The 25,020-nt window shown below is 69.1% G+C and carries 20 protein-coding genes; 18 read left to right on the top strand and 2 right to left on the bottom strand.

Annotated features, from left to right (window positions below):
• Positions 1–4: 4 nt before the first annotated feature.
• Positions 5–844: an AfsR/SARP family transcriptional regulator gene (locus BLW75_RS14775; RefSeq protein ID WP_198935755.1), complete on the bottom strand. Its 840-nt coding sequence runs from the start codon at positions 842–844 to the stop codon at positions 5–7.
• 221 nt (positions 845–1,065) lie between these two features.
• Here BLW75_RS14775 and BLW75_RS14770 point away from each other — a divergent pair, with 221 nt between their 5' ends.
• The 16 genes from BLW75_RS14770 to BLW75_RS14700 all read left to right on the top strand — a co-directional run bounded on the left by BLW75_RS14770 (position 1,066) and on the right by BLW75_RS14700 (position 23,793).
• Positions 1,066–3,339: a TOMM precursor leader peptide-binding protein gene (locus tag BLW75_RS14770; RefSeq protein ID WP_034313736.1), complete on the top strand. Its 2,274-nt coding sequence runs from the start codon at positions 1,066–1,068 to the stop codon at positions 3,337–3,339.
• A gap of 42 nt (positions 3,340–3,381) precedes the next feature.
• Complete coding sequence (locus BLW75_RS14765; RefSeq protein ID WP_034313739.1) at positions 3,382–4,827, top strand: SagB family peptide dehydrogenase; 1,446 nt, start codon at positions 3,382–3,384, stop codon at positions 4,825–4,827.
• A 152-nt stretch (positions 4,828–4,979) separates the two neighbouring features.
• Entirely contained in the window at positions 4,980–5,882 is a 903-nt protein-coding gene (locus BLW75_RS14760) for a helix-turn-helix domain-containing protein (RefSeq protein WP_395766738.1), read from the top strand.
• 160 nt (positions 5,883–6,042) lie between these two features.
• Entirely contained in the window at positions 6,043–6,996 is a 954-nt protein-coding gene (locus tag BLW75_RS14755; RefSeq protein ID WP_277814972.1) for a DUF1702 family protein, read from the top strand.
• A complete protein-coding gene (locus BLW75_RS14750; RefSeq protein WP_034313746.1) occupies positions 6,993–8,957 on the top strand; it encodes a CRTAC1 family protein in 1,965 nt (654 codons plus the stop codon). The genes BLW75_RS14755 and BLW75_RS14750 overlap by 4 nt, the downstream gene beginning before the upstream one ends.
• A complete protein-coding gene (locus BLW75_RS14745; protein WP_198935756.1) occupies positions 8,954–9,949 on the top strand; it encodes an enediyne biosynthesis protein in 996 nt (331 codons plus the stop codon). The genes BLW75_RS14750 and BLW75_RS14745 overlap by 4 nt, the downstream gene beginning before the upstream one ends.
• Positions 9,946–11,298, top strand: coding sequence for a cytochrome P450 (locus tag BLW75_RS14740; protein WP_034313748.1), 1,353 nt, complete (start codon positions 9,946–9,948; stop codon positions 11,296–11,298). Before BLW75_RS14745 ends, BLW75_RS14740 begins: the two co-directional genes overlap by 4 nt.
• A gap of 5 nt (positions 11,299–11,303) precedes the next feature.
• A complete protein-coding gene (locus BLW75_RS14735; RefSeq protein WP_034313750.1) occupies positions 11,304–11,861 on the top strand; it encodes a DUF5987 family protein in 558 nt (185 codons plus the stop codon).
• The gene (locus tag BLW75_RS14730) at positions 11,858–13,510 is read left to right on the top strand and encodes a GMC family oxidoreductase N-terminal domain-containing protein (protein WP_034313752.1); all 1,653 of its coding nucleotides are present in this window, start codon (positions 11,858–11,860) and stop codon (positions 13,508–13,510) included. The genes BLW75_RS14735 and BLW75_RS14730 overlap by 4 nt, the downstream gene beginning before the upstream one ends.
• Before the next feature lie 2 nt (positions 13,511–13,512).
• Complete coding sequence (locus BLW75_RS14725; RefSeq protein WP_034313756.1) at positions 13,513–14,466, top strand: carboxymuconolactone decarboxylase family protein; 954 nt, start codon at positions 13,513–13,515, stop codon at positions 14,464–14,466.
• 396 nt (positions 14,467–14,862) lie between these two features.
• Positions 14,863–20,691 carry a type I polyketide synthase gene (locus tag BLW75_RS14720; RefSeq protein WP_034313759.1) on the top strand — a complete coding sequence of 1,943 codons (5,829 nt, stop codon included), beginning with the start codon at positions 14,863–14,865 and terminating at the stop codon, positions 20,689–20,691.
• A 1-nt stretch (position 20,692) separates the two neighbouring features.
• The gene (locus tag BLW75_RS14715; protein WP_034313761.1) at positions 20,693–21,133 is read left to right on the top strand and encodes an acyl-CoA thioesterase; all 441 of its coding nucleotides are present in this window, start codon (positions 20,693–20,695) and stop codon (positions 21,131–21,133) included.
• A 1-nt stretch (position 21,134) separates the two neighbouring features.
• Positions 21,135–21,707 (top strand): flavin reductase family protein, encoded by a 573-nt coding sequence (locus BLW75_RS14710; RefSeq protein WP_034313764.1) that lies wholly within the window; start codon positions 21,135–21,137, stop codon positions 21,705–21,707.
• 15 nt (positions 21,708–21,722) lie between these two features.
• On the top strand, positions 21,723–21,890 hold the full coding sequence (locus tag BLW75_RS42815) for a DUF6222 family protein (protein WP_167373498.1): 168 nt from the start codon (positions 21,723–21,725) through the stop codon (positions 21,888–21,890).
• Between the two features lie 158 nt (positions 21,891–22,048).
• Positions 22,049–23,590 carry an acyl-CoA carboxylase subunit beta gene (locus tag BLW75_RS14705; RefSeq protein ID WP_395766743.1) on the top strand — a complete coding sequence of 514 codons (1,542 nt, stop codon included), beginning with the start codon at positions 22,049–22,051 and terminating at the stop codon, positions 23,588–23,590.
• A 26-nt stretch (positions 23,591–23,616) separates the two neighbouring features.
• Positions 23,617–23,793 carry an acyl-CoA carboxylase epsilon subunit gene (locus BLW75_RS14700; protein WP_395766739.1) on the top strand — a complete coding sequence of 59 codons (177 nt, stop codon included), beginning with the start codon at positions 23,617–23,619 and terminating at the stop codon, positions 23,791–23,793.
• 44 nt (positions 23,794–23,837) lie between these two features.
• On the opposite strand, the gene BLW75_RS42810 is transcribed toward BLW75_RS14700, so the two are convergent.
• Positions 23,838–24,014, bottom strand: coding sequence for a hypothetical protein (locus BLW75_RS42810; RefSeq protein WP_091597613.1), 177 nt, complete (start codon positions 24,012–24,014; stop codon positions 23,838–23,840).
• A 279-nt stretch (positions 24,015–24,293) separates the two neighbouring features.
• Here BLW75_RS42810 and BLW75_RS42805 point away from each other — a divergent pair, with 279 nt between their 5' ends.
• Both BLW75_RS42805 and BLW75_RS14690 read left to right on the top strand, forming a co-directional pair.
• Positions 24,294–24,443: a hypothetical protein gene (locus tag BLW75_RS42805; RefSeq protein WP_167373497.1), complete on the top strand. Its 150-nt coding sequence runs from the start codon at positions 24,294–24,296 to the stop codon at positions 24,441–24,443.
• A gap of 92 nt (positions 24,444–24,535) precedes the next feature.
• Positions 24,536–24,844, top strand: a complete 309-nt coding sequence (locus BLW75_RS14690) for a DUF6235 family protein (RefSeq protein ID WP_034313770.1) — start codon at positions 24,536–24,538, stop codon at positions 24,842–24,844.
• Positions 24,845–25,020: the final 176 nt, after the last annotated feature.

Below are 25,020 nucleotides of genomic sequence, written 5' to 3'. Positions count from 1 at the left end.
GTGTTCACGCGGGTTCACCCTCGGAAAGCAGGTCGTGGTGCAGTACCTGCAGTTCGTCACAGGGTTCGACGCCCAGTTCGTAGTTGAGCCGAGTCCGCACCTGACGGTACGTGGCGAGCGCGTCGGAACGCCGCCCGCTGCGGCCGAGCACGCGGATCAACTGCCCGTGCAGGGCCTCGTCCAGCGGATTCGCGGCGACCAGGGAACGCAGTTCACCGATCAGCTCGTGCCGCATCCCGGCCGCGATGTCGGCCTCGATCCGCAGGTGCAGGGTGCTGCGCCGCTGTTCGACGAGGTCGACCGAGTACGCCGACAACACCGGTCCACAATGGACGTTCGCCAGCGGCGGCCCCGACCACAGGGCGAGCGCGGAGCGGAAGGCTTTCGCCGCTTCGATGTGCTCGCCGCGCAGTTGCAGTTCCCGGCCCCGTTGCTGCAGCTCCTGGAACTGGAAGACGTCCACCTGCTCGGGGGCGATCCGGAACACGTACCCCGGCGGTTTCGTCGCCAGCATGGTCTCACCGTACGGGGCGAGCTCGTTCTCCTCGATGCACTTGCGCAGCTGGTAGACGTAGGTGTGCATGGTGGTGCGGACGCTGCGCGGCGGGTCGTCGGCCCACAGTTCCCGCACGATCGTGTCGATGGGCACGATCTTCCCCGGGCTCATCACCAGCATGGCGAGCACCTGGAGCAGCTTCGGTGTCGTCGGCGCGTAGTCGATCCCGTCCCGCACGAGTTCGAGCGGGCCGAGGAGGGTGAAACGGACGGGGCTTGCGGGCGTGACCGGAATCGGGTTGGGTGCCGAGCCGTGGTGCGTGTCCGCTACTCGTGATCCGGTGTACATCGCAAGCGCCCTCCAGCTCGATACGCGTCGAGACCTGATTCCCAGTACTTCGACAGTGGCAGAGCGGCCCGTCACGGGCCAGTGAGCCGTCCACCAGCTTCCGCGTGCGTGTGTCCCGGAAGAACGTGGGTTTTTCATGTCCGACACGTGAATCGCGCACTGGCCGGGGCAAAGGCGGCCGAGCAGGATTCGAGAATCGAACCGACCTTCTGGGGGTCCACATGCGTGAGGCACGGTCCACGTCCGGCTCGATCAGCGGTGGCCTGGGGTTCAAACGGCATCTGCGCGTGGAGGTCCGCGCGGGGAACGGGGCTTATCTGTTTTCGGAACAAGGGGTCATCGCGATGCGTGGCGCGCAGGTCGCGTCGGTGGCGGCGCTGCTCGACGGCACCCGTGACCTCGACGGACTCCTGTCCGCCTGCCCGGACGGGATGAGCGCCGAACAGGTCACCGGCGTGCTGGCCCGGCTGGTCGAGGCCGGTCTGGTCACCGTTCACGTCCCGGACGAGATCAGCGGGGACGAACGCGCGCTCGCGTACTGGGACGCGTGCGGCCTCGACGCCTCCGCGGTGGCCGGCCGTCAGAAGCCGGCGACGGCGAGCCTGACCGCGATCGGCAGTGGCATCGACACCTCACAGGTGGCGAGCGGGCTGGCCGCGAGCGGGATCGAAGTGGTCGACACCGCTTCCGAACTGGCCATCGTGCTGTGCGACGACTATCTCGACCCGCGCCTGGCGGAGATCGACGCCGAGCACCGGCGCACCGGGCGGCCCTGGCTGCTGGCCCGGCCGTCGGGTTCGCAGGTGTGGATCGGCCCGATCATGCAGCCCGGCCGGTCCGGCTGCTGGCACTGCCTGACGAACCGGTTGTGGGGGCACCGGCACGCCGAGGCCTGCGTGCAGGAGGTCCTCGGGCACGACGGCCCCGCCTCGTTCCCGATGCCGGCCGTGCCGCCGCTGACCGCGGCCGCGTCACATCTGATCTCCCTCGAAGCGTCCAAATGGCTGGCGGGACACCGCTATCCGGGACAACAGGCCGTGTGGATCCTGGACACCTTGGACCTGCAGGGGCGCCTGCACGAACTGCGGCGCCGTCCCCAGTGTCCCGAATGCGGTGACGAAGGGATCGTCGCCGCGCGGACGGCGGAACCGGTAGTGCTGCGGGAGGCCAAGAAGGCGACGTCGGGCGGTGGCGGGCACCGGACCCTCACCCCGGTCGAGGTGCTCGACCGCTACGGGCACCTGGTCAGCCCGGTCACCGGGATCGTCAAGGAGATCTCCCGCGACCCACGGGCGCCCGCGTTCGTGAACGCGTACAACTCCGGTGGGAACGTCGCGCGCCGCGTGCGAGGCGAGGCGGGGTTGCAGGCCGGGCTGCGGGGGGAGAACGGCGGCAAGGGCGCGAGCCCGATCGACGCCGAGGTCGGCGCGCTGTGCGAGGCGATCGAGCGGTTCTCGGCGAACTACCAGGGCGACGAACTGCGGATCCGCGACACCTTCCGCGCGCTCGGCGAGGACGCCGTCCACCCGAACTCGTGCATGCTCTTCGACGAGCGCCAATACGAAAGCCGCGTCGAGTGGAACGCCGCCCACTCCAACTTCCAGTACGTCCCGGAACGGTTCGACGCCGAAGCCGCCATCGACTGGACACCGCTGTGGTCGCTTTCGCAGCAGCGCCGGAAGCTGATGCCGACCGCGTACCTCTATTACGGGGTGCCGTGGGAATGCGGGCTCACCGGGATGCGCGCGGATTCCAACGGCTGCGCGGCCGGAAGCAGTGTCGAGGACGCGATCCTGCAGGGGTTGCTCGAACTCGTCGAACGCGACGCCGTCGCGCTGTGGTGGTACAACCGGCTTCCCGTTCCCGGCGTCGACATCGCTTCGTTCGACGACCCGTGGGCCGAGGAGATGGTCGGCCAGTACGCGCGGGCAGGCCGGGAATTGTGGGTCCTCGACCTGACGGCGGACCTCGGTGTTCCGGTGATGGTCGCGCTGTCCAGGAGTATCGTCGGGCCGCGCGAAAACGTCATGATGGGCTTCGGCGCCCACCTGGATCCCAGGACGGCGCTGCGGCGGGCGGTCAGCGAGCTCAACCAGCTGATCCCGGCGGTGCTCGCGAACGACGTCGAGCTCGACGATCCCGACGCGGCGCGGTGGCTCCGGTACGCGACGGTCGCCAACCAGCCGTATCTGCTGCCGGCGCCCGGCCGGTCGGCGAAACGGGCCGCGGACTTCAAGTTCGTCCGCCGTCCCGACGTCCGTGACGACGTGGAGTGCTTGGTACGCAGGCTTTCCGTGCTGGGAATGGAGACGCTGGTGCTGGACCAGACGCGGCCCGACATCGACCTCCCGGTGGTCCGGGTGGTCGTTCCGGGGCTGCGTCCGTTCTGGAGCCGCTTCGCTCCCGGACGGCTGTTCGACGTACCGGTGCGGCTGGGCAGGCTCGCCGAACCGACTCCCTACGAGCGGCTGAATCCGTTCCCCATGTTCTTGTAGATCAAGCTGGAGCAACAGTTGACGACAGTTCACCCCGGCGGTGTGGCCGAAACGATCCCCCTGTGGTCGCTCACCGACGACAGCCTTGTCGAAATCAGTGAGGACGGCTCACTGGTGGTCGTCACGCGCTGGGGTGAGCACGAATTCCCGCACGCGGAACCACTGGTGCTGGAATCGTTGCGGCGGATGGCCTTGGGGCCGGTGTCGCTGGCGAACGTGACGTCTTCGTGGGAGCCCGTCGAACGTGAGCCCGATCTCGAAGGCGAACTGAGTTGGACGGCCGAGGGCGCCGACGCGCTGCGGCAGGTGCTCAAGGAACTCGGCGGTTCCGTGGTGCGCTCGCTCGGGCTCGCCGACGGCCGTGGGCCGCTGCTGTCGGTGATCCCGGTCGTGCTCGCGCCGGTGTTCGCACCGGTCGAGATCCCCGCCAGCCGCCCGATCCGGTTGTCCCGCTTCAGTTCCCTGCGGTCCGACGCCGACGGGATGGGCCTGGAGTCGCCGTCCGCGCGCTACCGTGTCGTGCTGTCCCAGCCGTGGGCGGTGCACGTCGCGGCGACCCTCGCGACGGCGAAGTCGGTCGGGGAGATCGTGACCACGACCGGGATCGATCGCGGCGTGGTCGGCGGGATCGTGTCCTATCTGGTCGCCGCGGGCGTCGTCCAGGTCGCCGGGGAGAACGGCAGGTTCGCCGAAGACGACGATCCCGAACTGGGTGTGTGGTCACCGGACGAGCTGTCGTTCCACACCACCAGCCGTACCTGGCGGCCCGGCGGCCCGGCCGACATCGCCGGGCTCGGGAATCCGCCGGTGGTCAAGGCCCCCACCGGCGAAGGCCCGAGCTACTCGCTGTTCCGGCCGGATCTGGCGGACCGCGCCGAGACCGATCCGACGTTGACGGCGTTGCTGGAACACGACCACAGCTGCCCGGAGTTCACCGAGAGCGTGCTGTCGGCCGAGCAGATCGGCGAGTTCCTGTACCGCGGCGCGCGGATCCGGTCGATCGGTCCCGCGCATCTTCCGAACGGGCCCGCGCACAGCGCCTCGCAACGGCCGTACTTCAGTGTCGCCTGCCTGTACGAACTCGAGCTGTACGTGTCGGTGAACCGCTGTTCGGGGCTGGACCGGGGGATCTACCACTACGATCCGCTCGGCCATCGGCTCGACCTGGTCAACGACGACGCGGCCGATCTCGACGAGATGCTCGACATCGCGATGATCGGCGGCGGCAACCATCGATGGCCCTCGGCGCTGATCACCGTCACCGCGCGGATGCCGCGGATGGCGTCCGTGCTCGGTGGTGGCGCGTACGCCACGACGCTGGCGCATGTCGGCGCGCTGCAGCAGACGCTCTACCTCGTCGCCCGCGCCATGGGACTGGCCGCGCACGCCGTCCCTGTGGACGCAGGCGACCGCGTCGACCGCGCCCTCAAACTCGACTGGCCCGCCGAGGTCGGCGTCGGGGAATGCGTGCTCGACTTCCCGGCTTGAGGTCGTGCGTGCCAGTGGCCCGACCGTCCGCCGATAGCGCACGTTCGGACAACGCCGGAGGACCCATCTCGATCGCTCGTCGAGCCCGCTGAAATCACCGACGCGTTAGCTGGCGTACAGAGAAAAGCGACAGCGAATCCGAGGTTGGTCTGATGCAGCTACGAACAGTCGCCATGGCGGCGAACGAGAAAGGCGTCACCGAACCCGGTCGGCACCCTGAGCCGGCATCCCCCTTGCAACCCGCGGTGCTGCAGGCCATCTCCGCGATGCATGCCAGGTACTTCGACCCGATCACCTTGAGCGATCTGGCACAGGAAGTCTTCGTCAGCCCGTTCCATTTCTCGCGGATCTTCGCGAAGGCGACCGGTGTCACCCCCGGCCGCTACCTGACCGCGATCCGGCTCTTCGAAGCGAAACGACTGCTGCTCACGACATCGCTGACGGTGTCGGACATCGTGTGCAGTGTCGGCTACAGCAGTGTCGGCACGTTCACGAGCCGCTTCACCCGTGCGGTCGGGATGACCCCGACCCAGTACCGCGATCCCGAGGTCGGCGAACTGCTCGTGGCGATGGCCCCGCACTTCCAGCGGCTTCCGACCCTGGAAGCGTTGCACAGCGCCGGAATGGGCAGCCCCACGATGCGAACCGGTACCGGCACGATCAGCGTGCGGGTCGAGACCCCGCGCGGGGCCGGTCCGGCGACCGTCCTCATCGGACTGTTCGCCGAGTCGATTCCGCAGTGCGGCCCGGTCGCCTTCGGCGGCAGGGCGAACGTCCTGTCGGCGGACATCGAGATCCAGAACGTCCCCGAGGGCCGGTGGACCGTCATCGGGGTGGCCGAACACGCCGCCGGGACCGCGGCGTCCTCGTTCTCCATGGGCACGCTGCCCGGCCGCGTCGACATCACCCGGTACGGCATGGTCCACCTCCGGATGCCGATGCGCGCCCCGCTGCCGACCGACGCGCCGATGGCGATCACCCTCGCCGGCGGCCCGACGTCGGCGGGGAACCGGATGGTCGCTCCGGCGCCCGGGTACCTGCGCGCGGTGGCCTGACCGAAAGTCGTTCCCGCGTTCTCCCGGTCTCGCAAACCGGGAGAACGCGGACGCAACCGTGGAGTAGCTGGGCTATCACCACGCATGTGACGCTTTAAGCGATCCGGAATTCGAATCCACCCGTTAGGGGGAGAGTGCGTTGGGCAATGGTTGGCGCACGATCAGACGCCGCATGATCACACCGGACGTCTCCGAGACGTCACTGGACAAGCGCGGTTTCCACAAGAAGAGCCCGGCCGCTCAAGAATTGCTGGAGACCGTCGGTGAGAAATTCCTGCTCGGTTACGCGCACGCGGTCGAAGCGCGTTCCGTCGAGCAGGCGGAAGAATGGCTCGAACGTATTCCGGTGAAATACCGCGGCTTCGCCTACGAAGGCGCGGGAATGGGCTACGGAATGCTGGACGGGCTGCCGGGCGGTGGACGACGGCATATCGCGGGGTTCCTCGACGGGCCCGGTGAGAAGCACGACTACATCATCTACGTCGGCGTCGGCTGGGCGATGGCGCGGCTGCCGCGCTTCCGCTGGCCCTCCGCCGAGGACTTCGACCCGTTGCTCCGCTGGCTGGTGCTCGACGGGTACGGCTTCCACCAGGCGTACTTCAAGACGGCGAAGTACATCGACGGGCAGTTCCAGGACCCCGGTTTCTCCTGGCCGCCCGGCAACGACGGGTATTCGCTGCGGGCGATCGACCAGGGCATCGGGCGGGCGTTGTGGTTCATCTGCGGCACCGACGTCGATCTGGTCGCCGACACGATCGCGCGCTTCCCGGAGCGGCGCCACGGAGACCTCTACGCCGGGGTCGGGCTCGCCTCGACCTACGCGTGTGGTGTCACTTCCGACGAACTGCTGAAGCTGGCCGAGTTCGCCGGTGAACACCGCGGGAACCTCGCCCAGGGCAGTGCTTTCGCCGCCGAGGCCCGCGTCCGCGCCGGGCTGCTGATCCCCGAGACCGAGGTCGCCACACAGGCGATTTGCGGGCTGCCGGCCGAGCGGGCCGCGGCCATCACCCAGGAGGTGCGCCCCGCGACCGTGGTCGACGGCGAACTCCCGGCGTTCGAAACCTGGCGACAGCGCATCGCCGAAGCGATTCTTTCTGGAGGTGCAGGGAAATGACCGCGACCTTGGGCTGGCTCCGCAAGCAGCTTGCGGGCATCGTGGCCTTGGTGCTGATGGCGGGTCTGTTCGTGGTGGCGCAGCTGCCCACGGTGTCGACCGCCGAGGCCGACACGATGGCCTCGAAGTACGCGTTCGAACCACTGACGATCGCCTTGCCGGAAGCGGCGAAGAGCCAGTCGATCCGGACGGTGAACAAGGACTACGAGCACATCCGGGCCTGGATCTCGTCGGTCGGTGCCGCGATCGCGGTCAACGACCTCGACGGCGACAAGCTCGCGAACGACCTGTGCTTCGTCGACCCGCGCAGCGACCAGGTCGTCATCACCCCGACGCCGGGCAAGGGCGGCGACCGCTACGCGCCGTTCGCGCTCGACGCGGCACCGCTGCCGATGGGCAAGTACATCGCGCCCATGGGCTGCGTGCCCGCGGACTACAACGAGGACGGCCGGGTCGACCTGCTGGCCTACTACTGGGGCCGCACCCCGATCCTGTTCCTCTCGAAGCCGGGTGCCACGAAGCTGGAGCCGAAGGCCTACGAGCCGGTGGAACTTGTGCCGGGCAACAACTCCAAGAACGGCGAGTACGCCGGTCCACTGTGGAACACCAACGCCGCCTCGGTCGGTGACTTCGACGGCGACGGCCACCAGGACATCTTCATCGGCAACTACTTCCCCGACAGCGCGGTGCTGGACGACCGTGTCCAGGGCGGGGTCGAGATGAACAAGTCGATGTCGCACGCGGACAACGCGGGCGGCAAGTACATCCTGCGGTTCACCGGCGCCACCCAGGGTGCGAAGCCGACCGCTTCGTTCGCCCTCGACGATAAGGCCATCCCGGCCGACGCCCAGGGCGGCTGGTCGCTCGCGGCGAGCGCGACCGACGTCGACGGGGACAACCTGCCGGAGCTCTACATCGGCAACGACTTCGGCCACGACCGCTTGCTGTACAACAAGTCCCGTCCCGGCCACGTCGAGTTCGCCGAGGTGAAGGGCGTCCGCGGGCCGAACGACCCGAAGTCCAAGGTGCTCGGCAACGACTCCTTCAAGGGCATGGGCGTCGACTTCGCCGACCTCGACCACGACGGTCTCTACGACCTGTACGTCAGCAACATCACGACGTCCTGGGGGATCGAGGAAAGCCACTTCCAGTTCATGAACACCGCCAAGGACACCGCGGATCTGCGCGGCCGTCTGCAGGGCGGCGAGGCGCCGTGGGTCGACCGCAGCGCGCAGGCGGGCACCGCGTGGTCCGGCTGGGGCTGGGACGTCAAGATCGCCGACTACAACAACAGCGGCGAATCGGTGATCACGCAGGCGACCGGGTTCGTCAAGGGCGACGTCAACCGCTGGCCGCAGCTGCAGGAACTGGCGACCTCGAACGACGAACTGCTGAAGCACCCGTCCTTCTGGCCGAACATGGTCGCCGGTGACGACGTCGGTGGAGACCACACCCTGCACTTCTGGGCCAAGAGCCCCGACGGCCGCTACACCGACCTGGCCCCGCGCCTCGGTCTCGCGGTCCCGGTGCCCACGCGCGGTATCGCCACCGGCGACGCCGACGGCGACGGCAAGCTCGACTTCGCCGTGGCCCGCCAGTGGGAGCAGCCGATCTTCTACCGCAACGTCAGCCCCGACGCCGGGTCCTACCTGAACCTGAAGCTGGTGCACGACAAGGCTTCGGCGGACGGTCCGCTCAAGGCGGCGGGTACCGCGGCGATCGGCGCGCAGGTCACCGTCATCACCCCTGACGGCAAGAAGTACATGGACCGGGTCGACGGCGGCAGCGGCCACTCCGGCAAGCGCAGCCACGAGATCCAGATCGGACTCGGCAAGGTCACCGGGCCGGTGAAGGTCTGCCTGCAGTGGCGCGACCTGACCGGGACCATCCGCACCCAGGAGGTCCAGCTGACCCCGGGCAGCCACACCTTCCAGCTCGGCGCTCAGGCTAAGGAGAAATGACCGTCATGGCTGAGCAGACACTCACGGCACCGAAGAGCAACAAGACGATCACGGCCCTTCGCCGGTTCGCGATCTCGATCACCGTCTTCAACATCATCGGCTACACCGTGCTCGGTTTCGAGCAGCCCTACACCTATCCGTTCATCGCGCTGGCCACGGCGTACGCCACGGAAATCCTGCTGGAGATCATCGGCGCCCGGACACAGGGCCGGGGCGTCCGCTTCCGCGGCAACGGGTTCAAGGGACTCGTGGAGTTCCTGTTCCCGGCGCATATCACCGGTCTCGCGCTGAACATGCTCACCTACGTCAACGACCAGGTGCTGGTCATGATGTTCGGTGTCGTGGTCGCCGTCGGCGCCAAGTGGGTGCTCCAGGCCCCGGTGCGCGGCCGGTTGCGGCACTACATGAACCCGTCGAACTTCGGCATCACGATCATCCTGCTGGTGTTCCCCTGGGCGAGCATCGCGCCGCCGTATCACTTCACCGAGCAGGTCGACTCGTGGGTCGGCTGGCTGATCGTCGGCATCATCATCGTGTCGGGGACCGTCCTCAACGCGATGCTGACGCAGCGGATGTGGCTGATCGGCGCCTGGCTGATCACCTTCGCGCTCCAGGCGATCATCCGTGGTCTGCTGTTCGACACCGCCATCCCCGGCGCGCTGGGGATGATGACCGGGGTGGCGTTCGTGCTCTACACGAACTACATGGTCACCGACCCGGGCACGACCCCGTCGAAGCCCGCGTCGCAGGTCCTGTTCGGTTCGGGCGTGGCGCTCGCGTACGGGTTCTTCATGGTCGTGCACGTGGCGTACGGCCTGTTCCTCGCCACCGCGCTGGTCTGCCTCATCCGCGGCGCGTTCCTGTGGGGGCTGCACTTCTCCAAGAAGGCCACCGAAAAGTGGGAAGCCGAGCAGGCGAAGTCGGCTGAAGTCACCTCCCTGCCCAAGCCGGCCGAGAAGCCGGAGACGGAAACCGGGGCCGTGGCGGCATGACCCACGGTGCGGAAACCAGCCGGGCGGCGCGTCTCGCGCCGCCCGGCCCGCCGCGCCGGGCGACCTTCGGTCTGCTGAAGAAGCTCTTCACCGACCGGCTGGCGCTCATGTCGGATTCGGCGGAGGCGCACGGGGACGTCGTCCGGATCGCGATCGGTCCCAAGACGATGTACCTGGTGAACCACCCCGATCTGGCGAAACACGTGCTCGCGGACAACGCGGCCAACTACCACAAGGGAATCGGGCTCCAGGAGGCGAGGCGGGCGCTCGGCGACGGGCTGCTCACCAGTGACGGCGACGTCTGGAAGAAGCAGCGCCGGACCATCCAGCCGGTGTTCCAGCCCAAGCGGATCGCGCGGCAGGCCTCGGTCGTCGCGAACGAGGTCGAAGGCCTCGTGAAACGCTTGCGGGACACCGAAGGACCGGTGGAGATCCTGCACGAGATGACCGGGCTGACCCTCGGTGTGCTCGGCAAGACACTGCTCGACGCGGACCTCGGCGGCTTCACCTCGCTGGGGCATTCGTTCGAAGCCGTGCAGGACCAGGCGATGTTCGAAGCGGTGACCCTGAGCATGGTCCCGCAGTGGGCTCCGCTGAAGAAGCAACTGCGGTTCCGGGAATCGCGGGCCGACCTCCGCCGGATCGCCGACGAACTCGTCGAGCAGCGGCTGGCCAACCCGGTCGAGAACGGCGAGGACGTGCTCTCCCGCCTCATCGCCACCGACGGGACCCGCGAGCAGATGCGGGACGAGCTGATCACCCTGCTGCTGGCCGGCCACGAGACGACGGCGAGCACGCTGGGCTGGGCGTTCCACCTGCTCGACGAACATCCCGAGATCGCGGCGAAACTGCGTGCCGAGGCCGACGCGGTACTGGGCGACCAGTTGCCGACGCACGACGACCTGCACCGGTTGCCGTACACGGCGAGGGTGGTCGAAGAGGTCATGCGGCTGTATCCGCCGGTGTGGCTGCTGCCGCGGGTGGCGCAGGCCGACGACGAGATCGGCGGATACCACATCCCCGCCGGATCCGACGTCGTCGTCGTGCCGTACACGCTGCACCGGCACCCGGAGTTCTGGCCGGAGCCGGAGAAGTTCGATCCTGACCGGTTCGATCCGGACCGGCCGAGCGGGCGGCCCCGCTACGCCTACATCCCGTTCGGCGCCGGGCCGCGGTTCTGCATCGGCAACAGCCTCGGCGTGATGGAGGCCGTCTTCGTGCTGACGATGGTCCTGCGGGACCTCGAACTCAGGAAGCTCCCCGGCTACGACGTGGTGCCCGAGGCGATGTTGTCGCTCCGGGTGCGGGGCGGGCTGCCGATGACCGTGCACACCAGGAACAGGAGGTAGGTTCCGTGGATTCGGACGAACAGGTCAAGGTGTCCACTTTGGAGGCCTACGCGGACACGATCCTGCCGGGGGAGAAGCGATTCCCCGGCGATCACGCGATCGCCGGCGCGTCGGAGGGGCCGGGCGCGGTCGCGGCGGGTGCGCTCGAACTGCTGCACACCGACGCGACCGGGGTGACCGTCGGGCTGCCGTATCTGGCGCAGTCCCTCAACGAACACGCGAAGGGCTACGCCAAGGAGCACGACCTCACCCTCGACGAGTCACTGCCGGCGTTCGTCGCGCTGTCCTTCGAGCACAGGACGGCGCTCGTGCGGTCGCTGACCGCGCCCGGGCATCCGGAGAAGGACGGCTGGGTGAGCCTCGCCTTGTTCTGCAACATGTCCTTCGACAGCGCCGCGCACAAGCACACCGCCGAAGCCATCGCCGAGGGACACCCCGGTCTGCTGGCGATGGGGTACACCGCGCCGGACGAAGACGGGCTGTGGCGGTTCCCGAAGTTCTCCTATCGCCGCGAGCTGGCGCGGCTCCACCCTGACACGACGCCTTCCGGGAGCCCCGCATGACTGCCTACGACAAGACCGACGTCGTCATCGTCGGCAGCGGCTTCGGTGGCTCCATCCCCGCCTACCACTTGGCCGCGGGCGGGGCGAAGGTCACCGTGCTGGAACGCGGGCCGTGGCTGGAGACGAAGGACTTCGAGCACGACTATCTGCTCGGCTCGTCCTACACCCGGGCTTTCGACTTCGTCGTCGGCGACGGGATGAGCGTGCTCGGCGGGAACTGCGTCGGCGGTGGCAGCGTGGTGTACTTCGCCGCGATGCCGCGTGCGCCGAAGTTCGTGTTCGAGCGCCACGGCAGCATCGGCCGCCGCATGTGGCCGTCGGCGATCACGCGGGACTCGCTGGAGCCTTGGTACGACCGGGTCTCGGAATCGCTCCCGGTGTCCAAACAGGACTGGAACGACGTCTCGTACGCGGGTGGGCTGTGGGCGGCGTTCTGCGACCACTCCGGCCGGACCGCCAACCCGGCGCCGGTCGCGGTGGACAACGACCGCTGCGTGAACTGCAACTTCATGATGGCGGGCTGCCGGTTCGACGCGAAACGCTCGCTGCTGACCAACTACTTGCCCGCCGCGCTCGCGCACGGCGCGAAGATCCGGCCGCTGCACGAGGTTCAGCGGATCGAGCGGATCGACGACGGCGACTACCGCGTGCACTTCAACATCGTCGACGACGAGGACTACCGGCTCCAGTCCGGCAGCGGGACGATCGACGCGAAGATCGTCATCATCGCCGCGGGCGCCGGAGCGACCCCGGTGATCCTGCAGCGTTCGGAGTCGGCGCTGGGCACCATGCCGCACGGCGTCGGCCGGTACTTCTCGGGCAACGGTGAGCGGCTCAACACCGCGATCATCAACGAGGAGCGGGTCCGCGAGGTGCTCGGACTGTCCCGTGAGGACGGTAAGGTCTACGAGGCCAACCACATCGGCAAGGGCCCGACCGTGGCGAACTGGGACAAGCTCGACGGTTCGCTGCCGGAGTACGAGCGCTACTCGCTGGAGCAGCTGTACTTCCCGCCGGGGCTCGGCACGATCCTGGCGCAGGTGCCCGACGGCGACGAACCTCGCTGGTTCGGGGCGCAGAAGAAGGAGATCCTCAAGAAGTGGTCCTCCTGGCTGACCATCTTCCTGATGACCGAGGACGACAACGAGGGCGTCTTCGGCGCGCCGCCGCCCACCGGTAACGCCTACCGCATCTCGCAGCAGATGCTCGGCCGCGGTCCGCTGAAATACGACCCGACGCCGAACACCCGGCACGGCTGGGCGCTGGCCGACGCGGAGTGCAAGGAGATCCTCGAGAAGGACGGCCTGGCGAAGGTGTCGCCGTGGACCAACGACGTCGTCGGCGCGTACACCGTGCACCCGCTGGCGTCGTGCCGGATCGGTGACGACCCGGCGACCTCGGCGCTGCACCCGAACCACGAACTCCGCGATCACCCCGGGATCTTCGTGACCGACAGCGCTTCCGTACCGGGCGCGCTGACGGTGAACCCGGCGATGACGATCGCGGCGCTGGCCGAGCGTTCGGTGCCGGGTATCGTGCGGGCGCTCCAGGCACGCGGCGTCGACGTCACCTACGGCGCTCCCGCCCCGGACGGTTCCATCACCGGGCGGCGCGCCGTCAGCAAGCTGTCGCTGGTCGCCGGGAGCTGATCATGGCGCCTGCGCTGGTGAAACTCGCGCTGAGGCGTGCGTTGCGCGAAGTCCGGTACGTCCGGCCGGTGCCTTTCGGCCGGGCGACCGGGCTCGTGCGTGACGTCTACGGCCGGCTGGAACGGGACTTCGGCATGCTGGCTCCGCCGGTGGCGCTGCATTCGCCGTCGCCGGACGTGCTCGCGGCGAGCTGGGTGATGCTGCGAGAGTCGTTGGTGGCGTCCGGAGAGACGAGCCGGGCGGACCGGGAGGTCGTCGCGACGCTGGTGTCGCGAGAGAACTCGTGTCCGTACTGTGTCGAGGTCCACGGGATGGCGCTGGACTCGCTCGGGCGCTCTTCGGTGGCCTCGGCGATCGCGGAAGGGCGGTCCGTGGCGGACCCTCGTGCGGGGACCCTTTCGCCAGGTGCCCGTGCTGAGCTGACCGCGGTCGCGTTCGCGTTCCACTACCTGAACCGGATGGTGAGCGTCTTCCTCGGGGCGTCGCCGTTACCTTCGTCCGTGCCGGATTCGGCGCGTGCGAAGGCGAAAGCGGTGCTGGGGCGGTTCCTTCGCCCGGTGGAAGGGGCTCCGCCCGGGGATTCGCTGGATCTGCTTCCCGGGGGTTCGGGGGATTTCGTCTGGGCGGTGGGTAATCCTGTGGTCGCGGACGCGTTCTCCCGTGCCTCGACGGCTTTCGGTGCCCTTGCGGTGTCTTCGGCGGTTCGGGAGGTCGTGGAGCGGGAGCTGTCCACTTGGGATGGTTCGCCGCCTGGGCTGAGCCGGTCTTGGGTGGATTCGTTCGACGATCCCGGGGTTCGGTTGGCCTTGGTGGTCGCGAAGGCGCCTTACCAGGTCGACGACGCTCTGGTCGCGGCCGCGGGACTGGGGGATCGAGAGCTGGTCGAGCTGGTGGGGTGGGCGGGTTTCACGGCCGCCGCTCGTGCTGTTTCGGTCGCTTCGCCGCGTGGTCGGTGAGGCCGCGCGATCGGTGTCGGCGCTGTCGGTGTTGCGAAAGCCACTTTCCCAACGTTCAACGTTGCGAAAGTGGCTTTCGCAACATGGCCTGCGGGCCGCGGCCCTCGACCGTCCATAAGGGACGCTGGACGACGTGCGGAGCCGCTGTGCGCAGGTGGTTCATGAACGATTCGGGACAGTCAACGTCCCAAATCCTTCATAGACGCAGGGCAGCCTGATCTGCCAAACGAGACGTCGGGTCACCTTCAACAACCAGAGAGAAGACTTCGCACCCGCCGCCGGTTCATGCTTGACCGGACTGCGCGAACGGACGGCGGCCGCGGTTCTGGGGACAGAGCCCGGCGCCGGGACCGGATTCCGTGACTTGAGTCTTGAGAGCTAGGGGAGTGCGGTGGCATGAGCGTTGAGCGGATTTCGATTGTCGGTATCGGTCTCCGATACCCGGACGCCGGTTCCCCGGAAGAACTGTGGGAGAACGTCCTCGCCGGCCGCAGGGCGTTCCGGAGACTGCCCGACGAGCGGATGAACCGCGAGGACTACTACTCGCCCGACCCCAAGGCGCCGGACCGTTTCTACGCCCAGAAGGCCGCGGTGCTCCGCGACTGGGAATTCGACCGGATCAAGTACAAGGTCGCGGGCAGCACGTTCCGTTCGACCGACACCACGCACTGGCTGGCGCTCGACGTCGCCGCGCAGGCGCTGGCGGACGCGGGGTTCCCCGAGGGTGAGGGGCTGCCGCGGTCCGCCACCGGCGTGGTCATCGGCAACAGCCTCACCGGTGAGTTCTCTCGCGCCAACATCATGCGGCTGCGCTGGCCGTACGTGCGCCGCACCGTCGCGGCCGCGCTCGCCGAGCGCGGCTGGGCCGAGGGTGACACCGCCGCGTTCCTCCACGACCTGGAGGCGCAGTACAAGGCCCCGTTCCCGGAGATCGACGAGGACTCGCTCGCGGGCGGGCTGGCGAACACGATCGCCGGCCGCGTCTGCAACTTCTTCGACTTCGGCGGTGGCGGGTTCACCGTGGACGGCGCCTGCTCGTCGTCGCTGCTTTCCGTGGTCACGGCGGCGAACGCGCTGTCCGAGGGCGACCTCGACGTCGCCATCGCGGGCGGTGTCGACTTGTCGATCGACCCGTTCGAGGTGATCGGTTTCGCCAAGACCGGTGCGCTCGCCAAGCGGGAGATGAAGGTCTATGACGCCGATTCCAACGGGTTCTGGCCCGGTGAGGGTTCCGGCATGCTCGTGCTGATGCGTGAAGAGGACGCCATCGCGCAGGGTAAGCGGATCTACGCCAGCATCGGCGGCTGGGGCGTCTCCTCCGACGGCAAGGGCGGCATCACCCGGCCCGAGGCGTCGGGTCACCGTCTCGCGCTCAAGCGGGCCTACGACAAGGCGGGCTACGGCGTCGAGACCGTTTCCTACTTCGAGGGGCACGGCACCGGGACCGCGCTGGGCGACGCCACCGAGATCGAGGCGCTCTCCACCGCCCGCCGCGACGCCGACCCGCTCGCCGACCGCGCCGCGCTGAGCACGATCAAGGGCAACATCGGCCACACCAAGGCCGCGGCCGGGGTCGCCGGGCTGATCAAGGCGACGCTGGCGGTCTATCACCAGGTCATCCCGCCCGCGACCGGCCACTTCGAGCCGCACGAGTCGCTGGTCGGCGACTCCGCGCGGATGTACGTCCCGACCGAGGCCGGGCTGTGGCCCGCGGACCACCCGGTCCGCGCGGGTGTCTCGGCGATGGGCTTCGGTGGCATCAACTCGCACGTCACCGTCACCGAGGCCCCGGGCGCGGCCCGGCGCAAGGAACTCGACGAGCGGACCCGTTCGCTGGTCGCCGGACGGCAGGACAGCGAACTGCTGCTCCTCGACGCCGACGACGCCGCGTCGCTGCGCGGCAGGCTGACCGGTCTGCTGGAAGTCGTGCCGAAGCTCTCGCTGGCGGAACTCGGCGACCTCGCGGCCACGCTTTCCGCGGAACTGTCCGGGAAACCGGTCCGCGCGGCGATCGTCGCGACCACTCCCGAGGACGCCGAGCGCAAGCTGGCCAAGCTGCTCGACCTCCTCGGCGAGGGGGAGCCGGAGGTCTTCTCCACCGGCGACGGCATCTTCGCGGGCTCTCGCGCGAAGAACCCGAAGATCGGTTTCCTGTTCCCCGGCCAGGGTTCCGGGCGCGGCACGGTCGGCGCGCTGCGCAAGCGCTTCGCCCACGCCGACGACATCTACCGCGCGGCAGGCCTTTCGACCGGCGCCGACCAGGTCGCCACCGAGGTCGCGCAGCCGCGCATCGTCACCGGTTCGCTCGCCGGGCTCCGTGTCCTGAAGAGCCTCGGCATCGAGGCGCAGACGGTCGCCGGCCACAGCCTCGGCGAACTCACCGCCCTGCACTGGGGTGGCGCGCTCACCGAACGCGAAGTCCTCAAGCTGGCCAAGATCCGCGGCAAGGTGATGGCGACCGCGAGCGACGGGAACGGTGCCATGGCGGGGATCGCCGCCGGGCCCGGGGTCGCCGAGCGGTTCGCCGAGGGCGAAGAGGTCGTCATCGCGGGCTACAACGCGCCCGAGCAGACCGTCCTTTCCGGACCGGCGGACGCGATCGACCGCGTGGTCGCCCGTGCCCGTGCGGAGGGCTTCACCGCCACCCGCATCAACGTCTCGCACGCGTTCCACTCGCCGGCCGTCGTCCCGGCCGCCGAGGCGATGACCGAGGAACTCGCCGCGTTCGATTTCGCCAGGCTCGACCGGCCCGTCGTCTCGACGGTGACCGGCGACGTCCTGCACGCCGCCGAGGACCTGCGCGATCTGCTGCGGGACCAGGTGGTCCTGCCGGTCCGCTTCCGTGAGGCGGCCGCGAAGGTCGCCGAGCGCAGCGACCTGGTGATCGAGGTCGGCCCCGGCCACGTGCTCACCGGCCTGTTCGGCGAGATCGCACCCGGCACGCCGGTGCTCGCGATCGACACCGACAGCCCGAAACTGTCCGCGTTGCTGAAGGTCGCGGGCGCCGCGTTCGCGTTCGGCGCCCCGCTGGAGACCTCCGCGCTGTTCGACGGCCGGATCGTGCGGACCCTGCCGGTGGACGGGGAGTTCTCGTTCCTCGCCAGCCCGTGCGAGGCCGCGCCGTCCATCGGTGCCGACCTGACCCGCGACCGGGTCGCCGACCCCGCCGCGCCTGCCGAAGCCCCGGCCGGAACGGCCTCGGAAAGCGGTGGCAGCAGCACCCTCGACCTGCTGCGCAAGCTCGCTTCCGAGCGGGTCGAACTGCCGCTCGAAGCGGTCACCGCCGACACGCATCCGCTCGACGACCTGCATCTTTCGTCGATCACGGTCGGCCAGCTCGTCAACGACGTGACCCGTGCGCTCGGACGGCCCGCGCTGGAGGGCATGCCGAACTTCGCGACCGTCTGTCTCGGCGAACTCGCCGAGATGATCGACGAACTCGCCCAGACCGCCAAACCCGCCGACAGCAACCAGGCCGAGGTGGCCGGCGTCGGACCGTGGGTCCGGCCGTTCGGGGTCGAGTACGTCGTCGCGCCGAAGCCGTCGCCCGATCTCACGCCGGGTCTGTCCACCGCCGAGTGGTCGGCGTTCGCGCCGGACGGGCATCCGCTGGCGGAGCCGCTGCGCGCGGCACTGGCCACCGCGGGTGTCGGCGACGGTGTCCTCCTCTGCCTGAACGCGGACAGCGATGCCGGCGACGTGGGCCTGTTCCTGGACGCGGGCCGCGCGGTGCTGGCCGCGCCCAACGGCACGCGGTTCGTCGTCGTGCAGCACGGACTCGGTGCCTCCGGCTTGGCGAAGACGCTGCGGCTGGAGGACCCGTCGGCCCGCACCACGATCGTCGATCTCGCCGATGTCGACCCGGTCGACCCCGAGGCCGTCGAAGCCGCGGTGACCACCGTGGTCGCCGAAGTGGCGGCGACCACCGACTTCAGCGAGGTCCGCTACGACGCCGCCGGGATCCGCACGGTGCCGAAGCTCGCCGCCCTGACCCCGGCCGAGGCCGAAGGGACCCCGCTGGGGATCGAAGACGTCCTGCTCGTCACCGGTGGCGGCAAGGGCATCACCGCCGAGAGCGCCTTGGCGCTGGCCAAGGACTCCGGCGCGAAACTGGCGCTGCTCGGCCGGAGCGACCCGGCCGACGACGCCGAACTGTCGGAGAACCTCGGCCGCATGGCGGCGGCGGGCATCACCTACCGCTACGAACGCGCCGACGTCACCGACGCCCGGCAGGTGGCCGACGCGATCGGCCGCGTGCAGGCCGAGTTCGGCCCGGTCACCGCGGTGCTGCACGGCGCGGGCCGCAACGAGCCCGCCGCGCTGTTCTCCTTGACCGAGGAGAGCTTCCGCAAGACGCTGGCCCCGAAGATCGGCGGTCTCAACGCCGTCCTCGACGCCGTCGACAAGGACAAGATCAAGCTGCTGGTGACCTTCGGCAGCATCATCGGACGGGCCGGCCTGCGCGGTGAGGCGCATTACGCCACGGCCAACGACTGGATGACCGAACTGACCGTGCGGTTCGGCCAGGAACACCCGCAGGCCAGGGCGATCGCCCTCGAATGGTCGGTCTGGTCCGGGACGGGCATGGGCGAAAAGCTCGGTGTCGTCAGCGCCCTGATGCGTGACGGCATCACCCCCATCCCGACCGAAGAGGGCATCGAGATCCTCCGCCAGGTCGTCGGCGATCCGGCCGCCCCGTCGGTGCTGGTCGTCTGCGGCCGGACCGCGGGACTGGTCACCCTGCCGGTGGAGAAGCGCGAACTCCCGCTGACCCGCTTCGTCGACCGGGCCGTCGTGCACTACCCGGGCGTCGAGCTGATCACGGAGGCCGATCTGTCCGCGGGCAGCGACCCGTATCTGGCCGACCATCTGCTCGACGGTCAGCTGCTGTTCCCCGCGGTGATCGGCATGGAGGCGATGACCCAGGTCGCCAAGGCCGCGCTCGGCGCGGAAACACTGCCGGCGCCGGTGTTCTCCGACGTCGAGTTCCTGCGCCCGATCATCGTCTCGCCGGGCGGGTCGACCACGATCCGGCTCGCCGCGCTGGCCAGGGACGCCGAAACGGTGGACGTGGTGCTGCGCAGCGGGGAGACCGGGTTCAGCGCCGACCACTTCCGGGCCCGGCTGCGGTTCTCCCGGCCGGATCCGCTCGGTGAGACCGTCGTCCGCGACGTCGCGCTGCCGCCCGTCCCGGTCGACCCGACGACCGAGCTGTACGGCACGGTCCTGTTCCAGGGCAAGCGGTTCCAGCGGGTCACCGGCTACCGGCGGGCCAGCGCGCGGCACGCGGTCGCGGAGATCGCGACCGGGGCCGAGGTCGACTGGTTCGCGCCGTTCCTCCCGCAGGAAAAGCTGCTGGCCGACCCGGGCACCCGCGACGCGATGATGCACGCGATCCAGTGCTGTGTCCCGGACGCGACCCTGCTGCCGCAGGGGATCGAGCGGCTGTACCTCGCCGAACCCGGTGAGCAGGACCCGGAGTACGTGCTCCTCGACGCCCGCGAGCGTTCGCAGGACGGCGACAGCTACCTCTACGACCTCGACGTCCGCAACCCCGACGGGAAGCTGGTCGAGCGCTGGGAAGGGCTGAAGCTGCGCGCGGTGCGCAAGCGTGACGGCGAAGGGCCTTGGGTCCCGTCGATGCTCGGGTCCTATTTGGAGCGTTCCATCGAACGGCTGCTCGGCTCGTCCCGCGCGATCGTCGTCGAACCGGACCCGGTGGGCGTCTCCGTGGAGACCACGCCGGAACGCCGGGCGCAGACGGCACTGGCCGCCGGTCGCGCCGTCGACGCCCCGCTCGAGATCCGCTACCGCCCGGACGGGAAACCGGAAGCCGACGGGGTCGAGGTGAGCGCGTCGCACAGCTCCGACCTCACCCTCGCGATCGCGGGCAGCGGCCGGATCGCGTGCGACGTCGAAACCGCGATCGAGCGGACGCCCGAAGACTGGGCCGGGCTGCTCGGCGAGGATCTGCTGTCGGTGGGCGAACTGCTCGCCGCGGACGCCCGCGAGCCGCTTTCGGTCGCGCACACCAGGGTCTGGAGCGCGCTGGAATGCGTGCGCAAGACCGGGGACATGACACAGGCGCTCACCGTGCACCGGGTCGACCCGGACGGCTGGGCGGTGCTTTCCCACGGCGGTGCCCGCATCGCCACCTGGGTGACGACCGTCAACGACCGGCCCGATCCCGTCGTCTTCGCGGTGCTCCAGGGAGAGGAGAACTGACATGGCCGACTACTACGAGATCCTGCATACCGTCGGGTTCGAAGAGACCAACCTGGTGGGCAACGTCTACTACGTGAACTACGTGCGCTGGCAGGGCCGGTGCCGCGAAATGTTCCTGAAGGAGAAGGCGCCCGCGGTACTCGAAGAGGTCCGCGCCGACCTCAAGCTCTTCACGCTCAAGGTGGAGTGCGAGTTCTTCGCGGAGATCACCGCGTTCGACGAGCTGTCCATCCGGCTGCGGCTGGAGGAGCTGACCCAGACCCAGGTCCAGTTCGCCTTCGACTACGTCCACCTCACCGACGAGGGCGAGCGGCTGGTGGCCCGCGGAAGGCAGCGGATCGCGTGCATGCGCGGCCCGAACACGGCCACGGTGCCCAGCCGGGTGCCCGAGCAGCTGCGTGAGGCGCTGGCCCCGTACGCGGTCGACGGCAAGGGGGAATGACGTGGGCACGCTGGACGAGCCTTCGCGGCCCGTGCTGAAACGCCTGCCGTCGCCCGTCGCCCGCCGTCGGTTGTCCGCGCAGGCCGGATTGCGGGAGGTGATGGGCCAGTTCGCCACCGGGGTCACCGTGCTGACCGCCGGGGGTGAACGGGCCCACGGGATGACCGCCAACGCCGTCACCTCCGTGTCGCTGGAGCCGCCGATGGTGCTGTGCTGCGTTTCCCGCGCGGCCCGGATGCACGAGGCGATCGTGACGGCGGGTTCGTACGCGGTGACGGTGCTGGCGTCGGATCAGAAGGACCTGGCGAAGTACTTCGCCGACTGGCGCCGTCCGGCCGGGCTCGCGCAGTTCGACTCGGTGGACTGGACGGCCGGGCCGCAGACCGGCGCCCCGCTGCTCGACGGCGCGCTGGCGTGGCTGGAATGCGAGCTGGCCGAGGTCTACGAAGGCGGTGACCACTCGATCTTCCTCGGCAAGGTGGTCGCCTCCAGCCGCGGCACCGCCCAGGACTCGCTGGTCTTCTACAGCGGCGGCTACCACCAGATCGACGGCCGGATACGGGCATCGGCCTGACCAGAAAGGAATGTCATGACCATCGACGAATCCACCCCGTCCGCACCGGCGCCCACGGCCGAGCGGCCGCCGGTGGTGACCACGATGCCCCGGCTCGGACGGGGGGTGTGCTGGCGCGACATCGTGCGCGAGATCGAGCTTGACGAACTCGAGCGTGATGCCCGGCTACGGGACGCGGCGTGACCCTGCAAGGTGATCCGGGTGCTCAGCGCACGGAGGACTCCGAGGTGGTGCCGCTGCCGGAGGACCGGCTGCGGCGCCCCCGGGTCCCGAGGGCGACCGACGGGCAGGTGATCCCCCTCGCCCGTGGCGCCGAACCGGTTCATCCGCCGCAACCGACGATGCCGTTGCTGCGCGCCCAGCGCGACGAGCTGCGTGAACACATCGTCGACGGACGGCTCGACGGCGTCCGGCGGCAGCATTCGCTCGGCAAGCACACCGCGCGTGAACGGCTGGATCTGCTGCTGGATCCCGATTCCTTCACCGAGGTCGAGCTGTACCGGCGGCATCAGGCGAACGGGCTCGGGCTGGCGGAGAACCGGCCGTACACCGACGGCGTCATCGCCGGCTCGGGCACCATCGACGGGCGGCGGGTGTTCGTCTACGCGCAGGACTTCACCGTCTTCGGCGGTTCGCTCGGTGAGGCGCACGCGGCGAAGATCCACAAGGTGCTGGATCTGGCGATCGCCACCGGCTCGCCGCTGATCGGGCTCAACGACAGCGGGGGAGCGCGGATCCAGGAAGGCGTCATGGCGCTCGACGGCTACGGCGGCATCTTCCGCCGCCAGGTCGAGGCGTCCGGTGTCATCCCGCAGATCAGCGTGGTGCTGGGACCGTGCGCGGGCGGGGCGGCGTATTCGCCCGCGCTCGCGGATTTCGTCTTCATGGTGCGCGACACCGCCCGCATGTACCTGACCGGGCCGGACGTCGTCGAGACCGTGACCGGGGAACGGGTCAGCCACGACGAACTGGGGGGCGCGGACGTGCACGGCGCGTCGTCCGGCGTGGCGACCGTGGTGCACGACGACGAGGAGAGCTGCCTCGCCGACGTCCGGTATCTGGTGTCGCTGCTGCCGTCGAACTACCTGGAGCCCGCGCCCCGCGAGCCGTCGCAGGACGCGGGTAAGGACCGGCGGCCCCGGTTCGCCGAGCTCGTCCCGGTGGAGCCGAACAAGCCGTATGACATGCGCGAGGTGTTCGCGGAATTGGCCGACGACGGCGAGTTCTTCGAACTGCACGAGCGGTGGGCGCAGAACGTGCTGTGCGCGCTCGCGCGGATCGACGGGCGGGTGGTCGGCCTGGTCGGCAACCAGCCGGTGGTGTTCGCCGGCGTGCTCGACGGCCCGGCGTCGCAGAAGGCGGCGCGGTTCGTGCGGTTCTGCGACGCGTTCAGCATCCCGCTGGTGACGCTCGTGGACGTCCCCGGCTTCCTGCCGGGGGTCGAGCAGGAGCACTCGGGGATCATCCGGCACGGGGCCCAGCTGCTGCACGCCTACTGTGAGGCGACCGTGCCGCGCGTCCAGGTCATCCTGCGCAAGGCGTACGGCGGCGCGTACATCGTGATGGACTCGCGGTCCATCGGGACCGATCTCTCACTGGCGTGGCCGACCAACCAGATCGCCGTGATGGGCGCCGAGGGCGCGGTCAACGTGCTGTTCCGCAAGGATCTCGCCGCCGCGGCCGATCCGGACGCGTTGCGCGCGCGCCTGGTCGCCGAATACACCGAAGAGTTCATGAGCCCGCAGTACTCGGCCGAACGCGGGCTGGTCGACGACATCATCGACCCCGCGGACACCCGGTCCGCCGTCGCCAGGGCCCTGGACATGCTGCAGGACAAGCGGAAGGCGGCGCCCCAGCGCAAGCACGGCAACCACCCGATCTGAACGGGGGAACCATGTCACCGTCCGGAATGGACAGTGCGCGCGTCTTCCGGGTCCTGCGCGGCGACCCGGGAGACGCCGAGCTGGCGGCACTCGTCGCCGTCTTCACCGCGTTGGCCTCCGCCGCGCCCCCGCCCGCGGCGCCGCCCCGCTCCGCCTGGTCGCCTCTCGCCGCCCCGACCTGGCGTACCTCGACGCTGCGCTAGTGAACACGCGAGTCCGTGAAGGAGGCCTTCACGGACTCGCGTGCTCATGCGAGACGTCGCGCGGCCTCGGTCTCCCGCCGCGGCGGATACGTACTGTGGCGGGCGTGCACCGCGACGTAGAGGACCCCTCCGTCGAGCACGGCCTCCAGATCCGTTCGCTCCCCAGGCGCGAACGGTCCTCCGCAGGCCGCACAGGTCCGCTGCCGCTCCGCGGCGCTCATTGCCGATCCCGCTGCTCGGGGACCGCCGGGTCGGGCCACGACAGGCCCAGCAAATCGACGTCGACTTCGTCGTCGGCGTAGATCTCGTACGGGTCGAGGCGTTCGGTCATGGTGCGCTCCCTGGGTTTCGAGGTACCTCAAGGGCACTACCGGCAGCCCTTCGGCGGCGACTTTTCCTTTGCTCATCGAGGCCTCCGTCGATCCTCGATCGCGGCACGATCGGACGGGTCCATCCTTGGTTGTCAAGTGAGTCGTTCATCGAAGGCCGGGAGGAACGTCATGACGGCACAGGTGCGAATTTGGGTCGTGACCGATGATTTCGACCCGCGCGGGGCGACGGAGGCCGGCGCGGCGGTGACCGTCCCGGAGCCGAGGCAGTCCGGCGAAAACGATTTCCCGGCCGAGCACATCATCCTCGGTTACAACTAGCCACCCAGCACGGACGAAGAAGACCGCCGGGTATCGCGCGCGCGACGATGAAGATCGCCCGCGAACCCGCCAGACCACGAGGAGGCCTCCGGATGGCTATGCGCCTCCAGCTCACGTCGGGTTTGCAGGTGTTGGAAGAATGGGCGATCAATGCTCCGCAGGCCGACCGCAATGTCGTCTACGAAGCGCTTTTCGCGGTGGCGGACGGTTCCGCCTTCCTCATCTACGACATTTTCGGAGACAACCGGGAACCGCATCAGTTCCTATTTCTGGTGAAACACGACCTCGTCCTCCGTATCGGGATCGATCGGGCCGATTCCTCGTTCGAGATCGTCTACATCGGGGCGCTGGAGCAGGGCACACCCGCGGCGGCCTGGGCTGAGGATTCCGAAGAATCCTGACCCCGGTACCGCCGAACGGACCAGTCCCGGTGGCAGTGGATCATGCGTTCCTCATCTTGACATCATCCAGTTGGGCGTGAAATTCTTCCGGTGTTTGCGGCTGGGGAGATTACGTCGAAGCCTGAATTGCGATATCAAGGTCTTGGAGGCGTGAAAGATGTCATCACCTGAATTCC

Origin of the sequence: Amycolatopsis lurida (genome assembly GCF_900105055.1) — a bacterium.
GTDB lineage: Bacteria > Actinomycetota > Actinomycetes > Mycobacteriales > Pseudonocardiaceae > Amycolatopsis > Amycolatopsis lurida.
This window is presented reverse-complemented; position numbering and strand designations above follow the sequence as displayed.

Excerpts from the sequence above, each read along its gene's own strand:
- BLW75_RS14775 (WP_198935755.1), bottom strand. The coding sequence starts at position 844 with ATGTACACCGGATCACGAGTAGCGGACACGCACCACGGCTCGGCACCC.
- BLW75_RS14770 (WP_034313736.1), top strand. The coding sequence starts at position 1,066 with ATGCGTGAGGCACGGTCCACGTCCGGCTCGATCAGCGGTGGCCTGGGG.
- BLW75_RS14760 (WP_395766738.1), top strand. The coding sequence starts at position 4,980 with ATGCAGCTACGAACAGTCGCCATGGCGGCGAACGAGAAAGGCGTCACC.
- BLW75_RS14750 (WP_034313746.1), top strand. The coding sequence starts at position 6,993 with ATGACCGCGACCTTGGGCTGGCTCCGCAAGCAGCTTGCGGGCATCGTG.
- BLW75_RS14745 (WP_198935756.1), top strand. The coding sequence starts at position 8,954 with ATGACCGTCATGGCTGAGCAGACACTCACGGCACCGAAGAGCAACAAG.
- BLW75_RS14740 (WP_034313748.1), top strand. The coding sequence starts at position 9,946 with ATGACCCACGGTGCGGAAACCAGCCGGGCGGCGCGTCTCGCGCCGCCC.
- BLW75_RS14730 (WP_034313752.1), top strand. The coding sequence starts at position 11,858 with ATGACTGCCTACGACAAGACCGACGTCGTCATCGTCGGCAGCGGCTTC.
- BLW75_RS14725 (WP_034313756.1), top strand. The coding sequence starts at position 13,513 with ATGGCGCCTGCGCTGGTGAAACTCGCGCTGAGGCGTGCGTTGCGCGAA.
- BLW75_RS14720 (WP_034313759.1), top strand. The coding sequence starts at position 14,863 with ATGAGCGTTGAGCGGATTTCGATTGTCGGTATCGGTCTCCGATACCCG.
- BLW75_RS14715 (WP_034313761.1), top strand. The coding sequence starts at position 20,693 with ATGGCCGACTACTACGAGATCCTGCATACCGTCGGGTTCGAAGAGACC.
- BLW75_RS42815 (WP_167373498.1), top strand. The coding sequence starts at position 21,723 with ATGACCATCGACGAATCCACCCCGTCCGCACCGGCGCCCACGGCCGAG.
- BLW75_RS14705 (WP_395766743.1), top strand. The coding sequence starts at position 22,049 with ATGCCGTTGCTGCGCGCCCAGCGCGACGAGCTGCGTGAACACATCGTC.
- BLW75_RS14700 (WP_395766739.1), top strand. The coding sequence starts at position 23,617 with ATGGACAGTGCGCGCGTCTTCCGGGTCCTGCGCGGCGACCCGGGAGAC.
- BLW75_RS42810 (WP_091597613.1), bottom strand. The coding sequence starts at position 24,014 with ATGAGCGCCGCGGAGCGGCAGCGGACCTGTGCGGCCTGCGGAGGACCG.
- BLW75_RS42805 (WP_167373497.1), top strand. The coding sequence starts at position 24,294 with ATGACGGCACAGGTGCGAATTTGGGTCGTGACCGATGATTTCGACCCG.
- BLW75_RS14690 (WP_034313770.1), top strand. The coding sequence starts at position 24,536 with ATGGCTATGCGCCTCCAGCTCACGTCGGGTTTGCAGGTGTTGGAAGAA.